At 70.5% G+C, this 13,027-nt stretch carries 13 protein-coding genes; 10 read left to right on the top strand and 3 right to left on the bottom strand.

The window, feature by feature from the left end; genetic code table 11:
* Positions 1-7: 7 nt before the first annotated feature.
* Positions 8-1,279, bottom strand: a complete 1,272-nt coding sequence (locus AAHF99_RS14645) for an NAD(P)/FAD-dependent oxidoreductase (protein ID WP_342165133.1) — start codon at positions 1,277-1,279, stop codon at positions 8-10.
* Between the two features lie 88 nt (positions 1,280-1,367).
* Positions 1,368-1,670: a hypothetical protein gene (locus AAHF99_RS14640; protein WP_342165131.1), complete on the bottom strand. Its 303-nt coding sequence runs from the start codon at positions 1,668-1,670 to the stop codon at positions 1,368-1,370.
* Between the two features lie 199 nt (positions 1,671-1,869).
* On the opposite strand from AAHF99_RS14640, the gene gltX reads away from it, so the two are divergent.
* The 8 genes from gltX to tatC all read left to right on the top strand — a co-directional run bounded on the left by gltX (position 1,870) and on the right by tatC (position 9,920).
* Positions 1,870-3,201: a glutamate--tRNA ligase gene (gltX, locus tag AAHF99_RS14635; RefSeq protein ID WP_342165130.1), complete on the top strand. Its 1,332-nt coding sequence runs from the start codon at positions 1,870-1,872 to the stop codon at positions 3,199-3,201.
* Positions 3,202-3,263: 62 nt separating this feature from the next.
* A complete protein-coding gene (locus AAHF99_RS14630; RefSeq protein WP_342165128.1) occupies positions 3,264-3,539 on the top strand; it encodes a hypothetical protein in 276 nt (91 codons plus the stop codon).
* 166 nt (positions 3,540-3,705) lie between these two features.
* Positions 3,706-5,457, top strand: coding sequence for an arginine--tRNA ligase (gene argS / locus AAHF99_RS14625; RefSeq protein ID WP_342165127.1), 1,752 nt, complete (start codon positions 3,706-3,708; stop codon positions 5,455-5,457).
* Between the two features lie 51 nt (positions 5,458-5,508).
* Positions 5,509-6,876, top strand: coding sequence for an SPOR domain-containing protein (locus tag AAHF99_RS14620; protein ID WP_342165125.1), 1,368 nt, complete (start codon positions 5,509-5,511; stop codon positions 6,874-6,876).
* A 172-nt stretch (positions 6,877-7,048) separates the two neighbouring features.
* Positions 7,049-8,056, top strand: a complete 1,008-nt coding sequence (gene nagZ, locus AAHF99_RS14615; RefSeq protein ID WP_342165123.1) for a beta-N-acetylhexosaminidase — start codon at positions 7,049-7,051, stop codon at positions 8,054-8,056.
* A 157-nt stretch (positions 8,057-8,213) separates the two neighbouring features.
* On the top strand, positions 8,214-8,486 hold the full coding sequence (locus tag AAHF99_RS14610) for a twin-arginine translocase TatA/TatE family subunit (protein WP_342165121.1): 273 nt from the start codon (positions 8,214-8,216) through the stop codon (positions 8,484-8,486).
* Between the two features lie 91 nt (positions 8,487-8,577).
* On the top strand, positions 8,578-9,123 hold the full coding sequence (gene tatB, locus AAHF99_RS14605; protein WP_342165120.1) for a Sec-independent protein translocase protein TatB: 546 nt from the start codon (positions 8,578-8,580) through the stop codon (positions 9,121-9,123).
* Positions 9,120-9,920, top strand: coding sequence for a twin-arginine translocase subunit TatC (gene tatC / locus AAHF99_RS14600; RefSeq protein WP_342165119.1), 801 nt, complete (start codon positions 9,120-9,122; stop codon positions 9,918-9,920). The genes tatB and tatC overlap by 4 nt, the downstream gene beginning before the upstream one ends.
* Here the strand turns inward: tatC and tyrS are convergent.
* Complete coding sequence (gene tyrS, locus AAHF99_RS14595; protein WP_342165118.1) at positions 9,917-11,188, bottom strand: tyrosine--tRNA ligase; 1,272 nt, start codon at positions 11,186-11,188, stop codon at positions 9,917-9,919. The genes tatC and tyrS overlap by 4 nt on opposite strands.
* 113 nt (positions 11,189-11,301) lie before the next feature.
* On the opposite strand from tyrS, the gene AAHF99_RS14590 reads away from it, so the two are divergent.
* The gene (locus AAHF99_RS14590; protein ID WP_342165116.1) at positions 11,302-12,435 is read left to right on the top strand and encodes an anhydro-N-acetylmuramic acid kinase; all 1,134 of its coding nucleotides are present in this window, start codon (positions 11,302-11,304) and stop codon (positions 12,433-12,435) included.
* A complete protein-coding gene (locus tag AAHF99_RS14585) occupies positions 12,432-13,025 on the top strand; it encodes a DUF3578 domain-containing protein (RefSeq protein WP_342165115.1) in 594 nt (197 codons plus the stop codon). The genes AAHF99_RS14590 and AAHF99_RS14585 overlap by 4 nt, the downstream gene beginning before the upstream one ends.
* Positions 13,026-13,027 lie beyond the last annotated feature (2 nt).

Genomic DNA, 13,027 nt, shown 5'->3' with positions numbered 1-13,027 from the left:
CGCCCGCTCAGAGCAGGCGCGGGAAGCCGAGCAACCGCTGGGGCGCGAAGGGCGCGATCGGCACCGCCGGCTCCCGCCCCGTGGCGAGGTCGGCGACGATCTCCCCCGTGATCGGGCCGGTCGAGAGCCCGATATGCCCGTGCCCAAAGGCGAAGATCAGCCCCGTGTGGCGGGGGGCATGGCCGATCACCGGCATCCCGTCGGGGGTCGCGGGGCGCGAGCCGAGCCAGGGCTCGTTGTCGAGGGGACCGCCGAGGCGCAGGGTTTCGGCCGCCTCCCGGCTCGCTGCCTCGATCTGCGAATGGTTCGGCTTGGCGTGGCGCGCGTTCAGTTCGACGCCCGAGAGCACCCGCACCCGATCCGGCCCCATAGGCGCAATGATCGACGCCGCCCCGGTATCGAGGACGGGGCAGGTGAGGGGCGGGCTGTCCGGGTGCAGCGCGTAATGCCGGTGGTAGCCCCGCTCGGCGGCGATGGCGAAACGGTAGCCGAGGTCCTTCGTGAGGGTGCCCGAGGCAGCCCCGGCGGCGAGCACGACCTGCTTCGCCGCGAGTGTCCCGCCGTCATGCGCGACGCTCCAGCCCTCGCTCCCCGGGGTGAGGCGTGTGACGCTGCCGCGAATGCGCCGGCCGCCGCTTTGGGCGAACAGAGCTTCGCAGGCCTCGATGAGCCGGCCGGGCTCGCGCACGGAGCCGGTCTCGGTGAGGAGCATCCCGCGCGCGTAGCGGCGCACGAGGGCCGGTTCGCGCTCGCGCAGGGCGTCGCCGTCCAGGATCTCGAAGGCGACGCCGTGGCGGTGGAGGATGTCGCGTTCGAGCGCCGCGCCGGCAAACGCCTCTTCGGTGCGGTAGGCCTTGATCCAGCCGGTGCGGGCGAGACGATCCGTGGTGCCGGCCTTGGCGGCCAGCCTCTCGTGGGCGGCGTAGGCGGCGCTGGTGAGGGGCAGGAGGGAGGCGGCGGCCTCGCGCCAGCGCGATTCCCGCGCGCTCGCCAGGAAATGCGTGAGGTAGGGGAGGATGCGCGGCAGGTGCGGGTAGTCGAGGCGGAGCGCCCGGTCGGCGTTGCGGAGATAGGCCGGGAGCTTGCCCCACAAGGCGGGGCTCGCCATCGGCAGGATCGAACCCCGGCTCACCACCCCGGCATTGCCGTAGGACGTGCGGGCCCGCGCCTCGCCGGGATCGCACAGGACGACGTCGAGTCCGCGCTCGCGGAGCGCCAGCGCGGAGGCAAGGCCGACCATGCCGCCGCCGATGACTGCGATATCCGCACGCTCAACCATTCCGCCACCGCTGCCAGGCCGCCCGAACGCCGCCTTGTGGCGGATTCGGACGGGCGCGAACAGATGCGCTGGCGGAATGGCTCCGCTGTCAGGACCCGCCGCCAGACGCGCCGCCGGCACCCTCCTGCGGCACGGCGCGGCTCGGCTGCCCGGCATTGCCACCCACCGCCGAGTCGGTGGTGATGGTGGCGGCGCCGGTGCCGGAGCGGGCGACGGTGGTGTTGGCGCCGGGGCCGCTATTCTGCGTATCGGGCGCCACCACGACTGTGCTGTTCGGCGGCGTGGTCGGCGCGACCGCCTGGGGCGGGCCGATGTCGCGCGGCGGCGGGGGCTTGTTGTTGGACCCCTGCGCCAGGGCCCCGCCCGCCGTGAGGGAGAGAATCAGAATCAACGCTGTCCGCATCGGTCACCCCGTAAGTTGGAGGCCGCAAGAACGGCCGGGCACCCGCCCTGTCGGCGGGGTTGCGTGCCCTCGGGATGGCTCACGCTCCCGTGAACACGGGCATCAACGTGGAGACCCGCGTTGTGTTTCACGCTGAGCCGGCATGATCCGGGCTGGGAGTTTCGCGGGGGTTTGCTAAGGAGCGGCCATGACCCTCGTGCGCTTCGCCCCGTCCCCGACCGGCTATCTCCACATCGGCAATGCCCGGCCGGCGCTGCTCAATGCCCTGTTCGCCCGGCGGAACGGCGGGAAGTTCCTGCTGCGCCTGGACGACACCGACCTCGCCCGGTCCACCGAGGCGTTCGCGCAGGCCGCGCGCGAGGATCTGGAATGGCTCGGCATCGTGCCGGACCTGTTCGCCCGTCAGAGCGACCGCAAGGCGGAGCATGATGCCGCCGCCGAGCGGCTGAAGGCGGCGGGCCGGCTCTACCCCTGCTACGAGACCCCGGAGGAGTTGGACCGCCGCCGCAAGCGCCAGCTCGGCCGGGGCCAGCCGCCGATCTACGACCGGGCGGCCCTTAAGCTGACCACAGAGGAGCGCGCCGCGTTCGAGGCCGAGGGACGGCGCCCGCATTGGCGCTTCCTGCTCAACGCTCGCACCGTGTCCTGGGACGACCTCGTGCGCGGGCCGGCGCATATCGATTGCGCCTCGCTCTCCGACCCGGTGCTGATCCGCGAGGACGGCACCTACCTCTACACGCTGCCCTCCGTGGTGGACGACATCGACTTCGGCATCACCCATGTGATCCGGGGCGAGGATCACGTCACCAATACCGGCGTGCAGGTGCAGATCTTCGAGGCGCTGGGCGCGCCTGTGCCGGTCTTCGGCCACCACAACCTGCTGACCACGGCGGACGGGGAGGGGCTGTCGAAGCGCCTCGGCCACCTCTCCCTGCGCGGCCTGCGCGAGGCGGGCTACGAGCCCGCCGCCGTGCGCTCGCTGGCCGTGCTGACCGGCTCGGCGGAATCGGTGCGGGCAGTGGAGGGGTTCGACGAACTCGCCGGGCTCATCGACCTCTCCGAGATCTCCCGCGCCCCGGCGAAGTTCGACGAGAGCGATCTCGATGGGCTCAACGCTCGCCTCGTTCACGCCATGCCCTATGCGGAGGCCGCCGAGCGGCTGTGCGCGATGGGCGTGCCGGATGCGCAGGCCGAAGCCTTCTGGCTCGCCGTGCGCGCGAACCTCGGCAAGGTCGCGGAGGCCGCCGAATGGTGGCGCGTGGTCGAGGGTCCCGTCGCGTCGCGCATAGAGGATGCCGCACTGATCGCCGCCGCCCGCGAAACCCTGCCGGAAGAGCCCTTCGACGGCGAGACGTGGAAAACATGGACCGGCGCGGTGAAGGCCCGCACGGGGGCGAAGGGGCGGGGGCTGTTCATGCCCCTGCGCCTCGCGCTGACGGGGCTCGAACACGGGCCGGACCTCGCCGGCCTTCTGCCGCTGATCGGCCGGGAGCGGGCGCTCGCGCGACTGTCGGTTTAGGGAAAGGTCGCCTTAACCATCCGGGCGCGAGATTCGGCCGTCCGGAAGGGAGCGATTCAGGCATGACCGAACTGACGCACGAGAACGCGCACGCCGTCGACCGGCTGACCCTGCACCTGTTGCAGGATGCCTATTTCGATGTGGTCGCCGTCCTGCGCGGCGCCCAGCCCAAGGCTGCCGCCGCGATCCTGGCGGTGATGGAGCAGCGTGTAACCAACACCCTCACGCGTATCGAACGGGACGAGGACGCATCTGGCGTCGTGACCGCCGTGGGCGCGCGGCTCGACGCCATCATGAAGCAGGCGCACGGCCCGGTGGCCACGGCCAGGGCCGCCTGAGCAGAGCGGCGGCAGGCAGGAGGGCGGCCGGTCGGTGACAGGACCGCCCACCCTTGCTATGCGGCTGACGCGTCCGGTACCCCATCGACCGATCCCCATCGCGGTGTCCGCGAATCGGCCGTGACGCGGCGGGGACGGGCCGGACCGAAGCTCTGAGACCTTTCGAATGAACATCTTCGCCCAGTTCGAGGCGCGTGTGCGCGAGGCCCTCGAGGCGCTGACCCGGAACGGGACGCTGCCGGAGGGACTCGATTTCGGCCGCGTGGTCGTCGAGCCGCCGCGCGACCCGTCCCACGGCGACCTCGCCACCAACGCCGCCCTCGTGCTGGCCAAGGAGGCGAAGACTAACCCGAAGGTGCTGGGCGAGGCGCTGGCGCAGGAACTGCGCGCCGACCCGCGCGTGGCCGAGGTGTCCCTGGCCGGGCCGGGCTTCATCAACATGCGCCTGCAACCGGGCGTGTTCCACGAGGTGGTCCGCGCCGTCCTGGCCGATCCCGCCGGTTTCGGCCGGGTGCGCCTGCCGGGCGGGCCGGTGAACGTCGAGTACGTGTCCGCGAACCCGACCGGGCCGATGCATGTCGGGCACGGGCGCGGCGCGGTGTTCGGCGATGCCCTGGCGAGCCTGCTCGTCGCCGCCGGGCGGGACGTGACGCGCGAATACTACATCAACGACGCGGGCGCGCAGGTCGATGTGCTGGCCCGCTCGGCCTTTCAGCGCTACCGCGAGGCTTTGGGCGAGCCCTTCACCATCGGGGAGGGGTTGTACCCGGGCGATTACCTGAAGCCGGTGGGCGAGGCTTTGGCGCAGAGCCACGGCCGGGCGCTCCTCGACAGGCCGGAGGCCGAGTGGCTGCCGGCGGTGCGTGACGTCTCCGTGTCGATGATGATGGACATGATTCGGCTGGATCTCGCGGCCATCGGCATCAAGCACGACGTGTTCTTCTCCGAGCGCAAGCTCCACGAGAGCGGCGCCGTGGGCGCCCTGCTGGACGATCTGCGCCAGCGTGGCCTCGTCTACGAGGGCCGGCTGCCCCCGCCCAAGGGCCAATTGCCCGAGGATTGGGAGGACCGGGAGCAGACCCTGTTCCGCACGAAGGATTTCGGCGACGACACCGACCGGCCGCTGCTGAAATCGGACGGCAGCTTCACCTACTTCGCCGCCGACATCGCCTATCACCGCGAGAAGGTGCTGCGCGGCGCCGAAGAGATCATCGACGTGCTCGGCGCCGACCATGGCGGCTACGTGAAGCGCATGCAGGCGGCGGTGAAGGCGGTGAGCGACGGCAAGGCCGTGCTCGACGTGAAGCTGTGCCAGCTCGTGCGGCTTCTGCGCGCGGGCGAGCCCGTGAAGATGAGCAAGCGGGCCGGCGAGTTCGTGACGCTGCGCGACGTGATCGACGAGGTCGGCCGCGACGCGATCCGCTTCATGATGCTGTTCCGCAAGAACGACGCGACCCTCGACTTCGACCTCGCCAAGGTGGTCGAGCAATCGAAGGACAACCCCGTCTTCTACGTGCAGTACGCCCATGCCCGCGTCCGCTCGGTGCAGCGGCAGGCGCGCGAGGCGTTCCCGGGCGCCGACCTCACGCCTGCGTCACTGCTCGCGGAGGCCGACCTGTCGCCGCTCAGCGATTCGGGCGAGGCCGAGATGATGCGACTGATCGCCCAGTACCCGCGGGTCATCGAATCAGCTGCGTTGGCTCACGAGCCCCACAGAATCGCGTTCCACTTATATGAGATGGCGGCTTCGCTGCACGGTTTCTGGAACAAGGGCAAAGACTTGCCGCAATTACGGTTTGTTAATGCAACGGATCGAAAGTCCACATGGGCGAGGTTGGCGCTCGTCGAGGCCGTTCGATCGGTGTTGGCCGACGGTCTCAGCCTCCTCGGAGTGAGCGCGCCGGACGAGATGCGCTAGCCCAAATCGTACCGGTGAGGCACCGGTCCGCCACTGGTTGAGGATGCTGCCATGACGAACGCGTCGCGCGCTCAGATCGATCTGGAAGCACTCGCGCGCGATCTGCGTCACGAAGAGGGTGCGGCGCGGGCGGCGGCGAAGGCCGACCCGTTGGCCGAACTCGCGAAGATCGTCGGGCAGGACGACCCGTTCCGCGCGCTGCTGGCCGCCCGCAACGGCACCCGCCCCGCCCAGGACGAGGAGCCGGCCCCGGAGGCCGCGTGGCCCCTGCGGACGGACAGCCGCTTCGCGCCGGAAGAAGCGCCCCGCGCGACCCCGGCCGACGCCTTCGACCAGTATCTCGCCTCCGTCGAGCGCGACATGCAGGCCTACCCGGCCGCCGACCATTCGGCCGACAGCGCCGCCGCGCCCGAGCATGATGATTCCTACGACGATACGCGCTCCCTGCGCCGGGCCGCCCCGCGCCGCCGCTTCGCCTCCGTGGGCGCCGGCCTTGCCGTGGTCGCCATCGCGGTGACGGGCGCGTTGACCTACAAGGGCATGCACGGCAAGGGCGACGGCAGCGTGCCGGTGGTCCAGGCCGACACGACCCCCCTCAAGGTCGCCCCGAAGGTGGCCGACGGCGTCGAGATCCCCGATCAGAACCGCCAGATCTACGACCGCAACGCGACCTCGAAGGACAGCAGCGGCCAGATCAAGGTCGTGAACCGCGAGGAGCAGCCCCTCGACGTGTCGGAAGCCGCCCGCGCCGCCGGGGGCACCTCCGCCGCGCAGGGCACCACGCCGGGCAACGGCCCGTTCGAGGCGTTCGGCGAGCCGCGCCGGGTGCGCACCGTCTCGGTGAAGCCAGAAGCCCCGCCCGCTCCCCCGCCGCAGGCCGAGGCGGCGCCCCCGCCGGTCCCGGTGCCGACCATGGTGCTGCCGGGCAACGACACGGCCGCCGCGCCGGCGCCCGCGCCCGTCGCCGCCAAGCCGGGGAAGCCGGTCGTCGTCCGCTCGGCCGACGCGACCCCCGCTGCGCCGACCACCCCCGAGCAGCCCATCGCCGCCGCGCCGAAGCCGGTCGCCGCCCCGAAGAAGGCGCCCCAGCGGGTGGCCTCGGTCTCGCCGGACCAGATGCCGGCCGCGAGCCCGGAGACGACGCAGGCCACCTCGGCGGTCGACACGACCACCCCGGTCAGCGGCTTCTCCGTGCAGCTCGGCGTCCGCAGCTCGGCCAGCGATGCCCACGCCGCCTTCCGGCAGTTGCAGTCGAAGTACAGCCAGCTCGCCGGCAAGCCCGAGCTGATCCGTCAGGCCGAAGTGAACGGAAAGACCATCTTCCGCGTCCGCGTCGGACCGCTGTCGAAGGACGAGGCGTCGAGCCTCTGCTCCTCGCTGCAGGGCGGCGGCGGCCAGTGCTTCGTCGCGAAGAACTGACCACGGCCGACTGATCCGGCCGACCGGACCGAGTCCCCCCGGCCACACCGATCCGCGCAAGCACGGAGCCGGCCCTCGTGGCCGGGTTCCCGCCTTGCGCGTCGGCGGGGGCGGCCCGATTCTCCACAGCTCGATTCGCTCCCCCGGCCCCTTTGCCCCGGAACGCCGCACGATGACCTCCCGCGCCCTGATTCTCGGCTGCGCCGGCAAGACGCTCCTCCCCGAGGAGGCGTCCTTCTTCCGGGATGCGCAGCCCTGGGGCTTCATCCTGTTCAAGCGCAACATCGGCACCCCCGACGAGGTGCGCGCCCTCACCGCCGCCCTGCGCGATTGCGTCGGGCGGGCCGAGGCGCCGATCCTCATCGATCAGGAGGGCGGCCGGGTGCAGCGCATGGGCCCGCCGCATTGGCCGAAATACCCGGCCGGCGGCAGCTACGGCCGCCTGAACGGCTCGGCCGAGACCATCGCCCGCCTCGGCGCCCGGCTTATCGCGCATGACCTCGCGGAGGTCGGCATCAACGTCGATTGCGCGCCGGTCCTCGACGTGCCCTCGCCGGGCGCGCACGACATCATCGGCGACCGCGCCTATGGCGACAGCCCCGAGGCGGTGGCGGCCATCGGCCGGGCCGTCGCGGAGGGGCTGATGGCGGGCGGGGTGCTGCCCGTGGTGAAGCACATGCCCGGCCACGGCCGCGCCGCCTGCGACAGCCACAAGGGCCTGCCGGTGGTGGATGCCGCCCTGGCCGACCTGCGCGGCCGGGACTTCGCGCCGTTCCGCCTGCTCGCCGACCTGCCCATGGCCATGAGCGCGCATGTGGTGTTCACGGCGATCGACCCGGACCGCCCCGCGACACAATCGCCCGTGGTGATCCGCGACATCATCCGCGGCGAGATCGGCTTCGACGGTCTGCTGATGACCGATGACCTGTCGATGCACGCCCTGACCGGGCCGTTCCGCGCCCGCGCCGAAGCCGCCTTCGCGGCAGGGATCGACATGGCCCTGCACTGCAACGGGGACATGGACGAGATGCGGGCCGTCTGTGAGGGTACGCCGCTGCTGACGGGCGACGCCGCCCGCCGCGCCGAGGCTGCCTTGGCCCGCCTCGGGAGCCTGACCGACGGGCTCGATCTGCCGGAGGCGCGGGCGCGTTTCGCGGCGGCTTTCGCCCAGGCCGCCTGACGGCAAGCCCACGACCCTCCACTGTCGTCACCCCTCCACGCTCTGCTTGCGCTTGTGTTCCGAGGGCGCGCTCCCTAGGTTCGCGGGAAATTCCTGAAGTGGACGGGGTGCTCCGGTCGCGTGGCCTCACGGTCATTGCGGAGCGCAGGAGGTCGTCATGGGTAGCATGAGCATTTGGCACTGGGTCATCGTCGCGGTCATCGTGATGCTGCTCTTCGGACGCGGCAAGGTGTCCGATCTGATGGGCGACGTCGCCAAGGGCATCAAAGCCTTCAAGAAGGGCATGGCCGAGGACGAGACGCCGCCGCCGGCCCAGCCGGTCGCGCCGCCGCAGCAGCCGGTGCGCACCATCCCCCACACCGCCGAGACCAGCCCCGGCACCGCCGTTCCGGCGAGCCACCTGCCGGGCGGCGAGAGCAAGACGATCTGAGGATCAACCGGGAGCCGTTGGGGCGCGCGTGCCCCCTCGCAGAGAGGCGTGAGGGGAGCGAGACCCCCACGGCCGCAGGACCGTCGACGACATGCTGGACATGAGTTGGGGCGAGGTGATGCTGATCGGCGGCGTCGCCCTCATCGTCATCGGACCGAAGGACCTGCCGAAGGCGCTCCGCACCGTCGGCCAGGTCACGACCAAGCTGCGCCGCATGGCCGGCGAGTTCCAGATGCAGTTCAACGAGGCGATCCGCGAGGCGGAGCTTGATGAGGTGCGCAAGGAGGTCGATGGCATCCGCGACACGATGCGCGGCGGCTCGATGTTCAACCCGGTCCAGACGATCCGCGACGAGTTGCGCGGCGCCGTCGAGGGACGGACCACGAAGCCCGAGACACCGGCCACGCTTTCCCCGCCGGAGGCCGAGACCTTCGGCCCGCCGAAGCCTGAGCCGGTGATCGAACCGCCGCCGCCCCCGCCCGCCCCGAAGCCGCGGAGCCTCGCCGACGCGACGGCGAAGCTGAAGGCCGAGCGGCAGGCGACGCAGGGCGAAACCCCGCCCGTGCCCGGCTCCGTGGACGATCCTTACGGGACGCCCGAGCCGGCCTCCCACCGCAACGAGACGGCCGCACAATGATGACCGAGGCCGACGAGGCCGATATCGAGGCGTCGCGGGCGCCGCTGCTCGAACACCTGATCGAATTGCGCTCGCGGCTGATCAAGTCGCTGATCGCGTTCGTTCTGATGTTCTTCGCGTGCTTCTTCTTCTCGCGCGATATCTACAACATCCTCGTCTACCCCTACGTCTCCATCGTGGGGGCGCAGAACGCCGAGCTGATCGCCACGCACTTCCTCGAGCAGGTGTTCACGAATATCAAGCTCAGCGTGTTCGGCGCCGCCTTCCTGGCCTTCCCGGTGATCGCGACGCAGATCTACGCCTTCGTGGCGCCGGGGCTCTACCGCAACGAGCGCAAGGCGTTCCTGCCCTACCTGGTCGCCACGCCAATCTTCTTCATCCTCGGCGCGCTGGTCGTGTTCTTCCTGGCGATGCCGCTGCTCATCAAGTTCTCGGTTTCGCTGCAGCAGGTCGGCGTCGCGGGCGAGCCGACAATCAAGCTGCTGCCGAAGGTCGATGAGTACCTGTCGCTCATCATGACGCTGATCTTCGCGTTCGGCCTTGCGTTTCAGTTGCCGGTGATCCTGACGCTGCTCGGGCAGGTCGGCATCATCGACACCAAGTTCCTGCGCGAGAAGCGCCGCTACGCCATCGTGCTGGTCTTCGTCGCGGCGGCGATCCTGACGCCGCCGGACGTGATCTCGCAGCTCTCCCTCGCGATCCCGATGCTGATCCTCTACGAGGCGTCGGTCTTCTCGGTGGCGAGGGTCGAGGCGCGGCGCAAGGCGCAGCGAATCGCGGACGGGTTGGAGCCCTAAGGCTCCACCCGCAGCAACACGTGCTTCTTCTTGCCGAAGGACAGCTTGATGACCCCGTCCGCCGTCAGGTCGGACGGGCGGAGCACAGCCTTGTCATCGCTGACCTGAACGTCGTTCACCCGCAGCCCGCCGCCCTTGATCTGGCGACGCGCCTCGCTGGTCGAGGGCACGAGCTTGGCGTGCTCCGGCCCGAAGGCGGTGAGTACGCCGAGGCCGGCTTCCAGCACCGAACCCGGCACGGTGATGGTCGGCAGGTCGGCGGCGAGCGAGCCTTCCACGAAGGTTTTGCGCGCCGTCTCGGCGGCGGCCTCGCCGGCCTCGCGGCCATGCATCAGCGCCGTCGCCTCGGTGGCGAGCACCTTCTTGGCCTCGTTGATCTCGGCGCCGCCGAGCGCGGCCAGCCGTGCCACCTCGTCCATCGGCAGGAGCGTGAACAGCTTGAGGAAGCGCGCGACGTCGGCGTCCTCGGTGTTCCGCCAGAACTGCCAGTAATCGTAGGGCGAGAGCATCTCCGGGTTCAGCCACACCGCGCCGGCGGCGGTCTTGCCCATCTTGGCGCCGGAGGAGGTGGTGAGCAGCGGGCAGGTCAGGGCGTAGAGCTGCGGGGTGCCCATGCGGCGCCCGAGATCAATGCCGTTGACGATGTTGCCCCACTGGTCCGATCCGCCCATCTGCAGGATCGTCCCGTAGCGGCGGTTCAGCTCCACGAAGTCGTAGGACTGGAGGATCATGTAGTTGAACTCCAGGAACGACAGTTCCTGGTCACGCTCCAAGCGCATGCGCACGCTGTCCATCGAGAGCATGCGGTTCACCGAGAAGTGGCGGCCGATGTCGCGCAGCATCTCGATGTAGTTGAGCTTGGTCAGCCACTCGGCGTTGTCGACCATCACCGCGTCGTTGCCGGCCTCGCCGAAGCGCAGGAATTGGTCGAAGGTCTTGCGGATCTCGGCCTTGTTGGCGTCGATCTGCTCAATGGTGAGGATCTTGCGCGATTCATCCCGGCCGGAGGGGTCGCCGACGCGTGTGGTGCCGCCGCCCATCAGGGCGATGGGCTTGCCGCCGGTCGCCTGCAGCCAGTGCAGCATCATGATCGAGAGCAGGTGCCCGACATGGAGCGATGCGGCCGTGCAATCGTAGCCGACATAGGTCGTCAGGCGCCCTTCCTGGGCGGCGGCATCGATCCCGGCCATGTCGGAGGCCTGGTGGATATAGCCGCGCTCAGTCAGGATCCGCAGGAAGTCGGATTTGGGCGTGAAGTCGGCGCTCATCGGGTTCACGGAGTTCGGGGCGGGCGACAGGGTGCGGCCCGCGTGCTAGCTCCCCGTCATGGGGATCGGCTGGGCTCTTAACAGCCCGGTCCGGGAAAGGCACGGGGGAAGCTATGGCGATGTCGCGCGCGATCGGCCTGATGAGCGGCACATCGCTCGACGGTGTCGATGTGGCGCTCATCGAGACGGACGGGGAAACCGTCCGCGTTGTGAAGGGCCACAACAACTTCCTCGAACCGCTCGGCCCCACCGGCTATCGCGGCTATTCCGACGACGAGAAGGCGCTCCTGCGCGCCGCTACCAAGGACGCCGAGGCCATCGTCCAGCCGGACGACCGGCCGGGCCGACTGCCGGAGGCTGAGCGCTTCGTCACGGCGGCCCATGCCGAGGCGGTCGAGCGCTTCCTCGCCGAGAACGACCTGACGCCCTCCGACATCGACGTGATCGGCTTCCACGGCCAGACGGTGATTCACCGGCCGGACCAGCGCATCTCCGTACAGGTGGGCGACGGGCAGGCGCTGGCGAGCCGGCTCGGCATCCCGGTCGTGTCGGACCTGCGCCGGGCCGATGTCGAGGCGGGAGGGCAGGGGGCGCCGCTGGTGCCGGTGTTCCACAAGGCGCTGGCCGAGGCATCGGGCTTCACCGGGCCGGTGGGCATCCTCAACATTGGGGGCGTGGCCAACGCGACGCTGATCGATTCGAAGGGCGGCGTCATCGCCTTCGACACCGGGCCGGGCAACGCCCTCATCGACGAGTGGATGCAGGAGCGCGAGGGCAAGAACCTCGACGACGGCGGCCGCACCGCCGCACGGGGTCGGCCTGACGAGCCGCTGCTGGCGTGGCTGCTGATGCACCCGTTCTTCTTCCGCAAGCCGCCGAAGTCGCTCGACCGGAACTGGTTCTCGCACAAGCTCGCGGGGCAGCTCTCCACCGAGGACGGCGCGGCGACGCTCACCGCCTTCACCGCCCGCGCGGTGGCCCGCGCCCTCGACCATGCTCCGGAGATCCCGGCCCGCTGGATCGTGGCCGGTGGCGGGGCGCGCAATGGCGAGTTGGTGCGGTTGCTGAACTACCACCTGCGCTCGGAAATCACGACGGCGGACGCCATCGGCTGGTCCTCGGCCTATCTCGAAGCCCAGGCGTTCGCGTACCTCGCGGTGCGCTCGCAGAAGGGCCTACCCATCACCTTCCCAGCGACGACGGGCGTCCGCGAGCCGATCAGCGGCGGCAGTCTCGCCCTGCCGTGAGCCTCGGCTACGCCCTCCGGCGCATCGTCGAGGAATATCCCCTCGCCAAGCTCGAACCGCCCGCCGGGCATGTCCTCGCCACGGTGATCCGCAAGGGCGCCCCGGACGAGTTGCGCCGGGCTCTGGAGCCGGTGAAGGGCACCTTTCTCGTGAAGGGCAGCCCGGGGCGCGGCACCCGTTGGGCGGCGGTGCCGTGGCTCGCGGTGTTCGACCCCTCGGTGACGACGAGCGCCACGCGGGGCTACTACCTCGTCTACCTCTTCCCCGCAGACCGGGAGCGGGTGCATCTCTCGCTGGCACAGGGCACCGTCGCGGCCCTGCGCGACTACGGCCCGCGCGCCCTTGACCATCTGCGCGCGAGCGGCGACCGGCTGCGCGAGCGGCTGTCGGATTTCGCGGAGCGATTGCCGTTCACGAGCCTCAGCCTCGGCACGGCCGGCGAATTGCCCGAGGGCTACGAGGTCGCGCACATCCTCGGCCTGTCTTACGGGCTGGACGACCTCGGCGACGAGGCGCGGCTGCGCGCCGATCTGGCCCTCGGCATCGAGGCCTACCGGGCGCTCAAGGCGCGCGGCGGGCTCGCGTTCTAACG

Origin of the sequence: Methylobacterium litchii, from assembly GCF_038442315.1 — a bacterium.
In the GTDB taxonomy this organism is placed as follows: domain Bacteria; phylum Pseudomonadota; class Alphaproteobacteria; order Rhizobiales; family Beijerinckiaceae; genus Methylobacterium; species Methylobacterium litchii.
The sequence above is the reverse complement of the archived record's forward strand: the minus strand, read 5'-3'. Positions and strand labels throughout refer to the sequence as shown.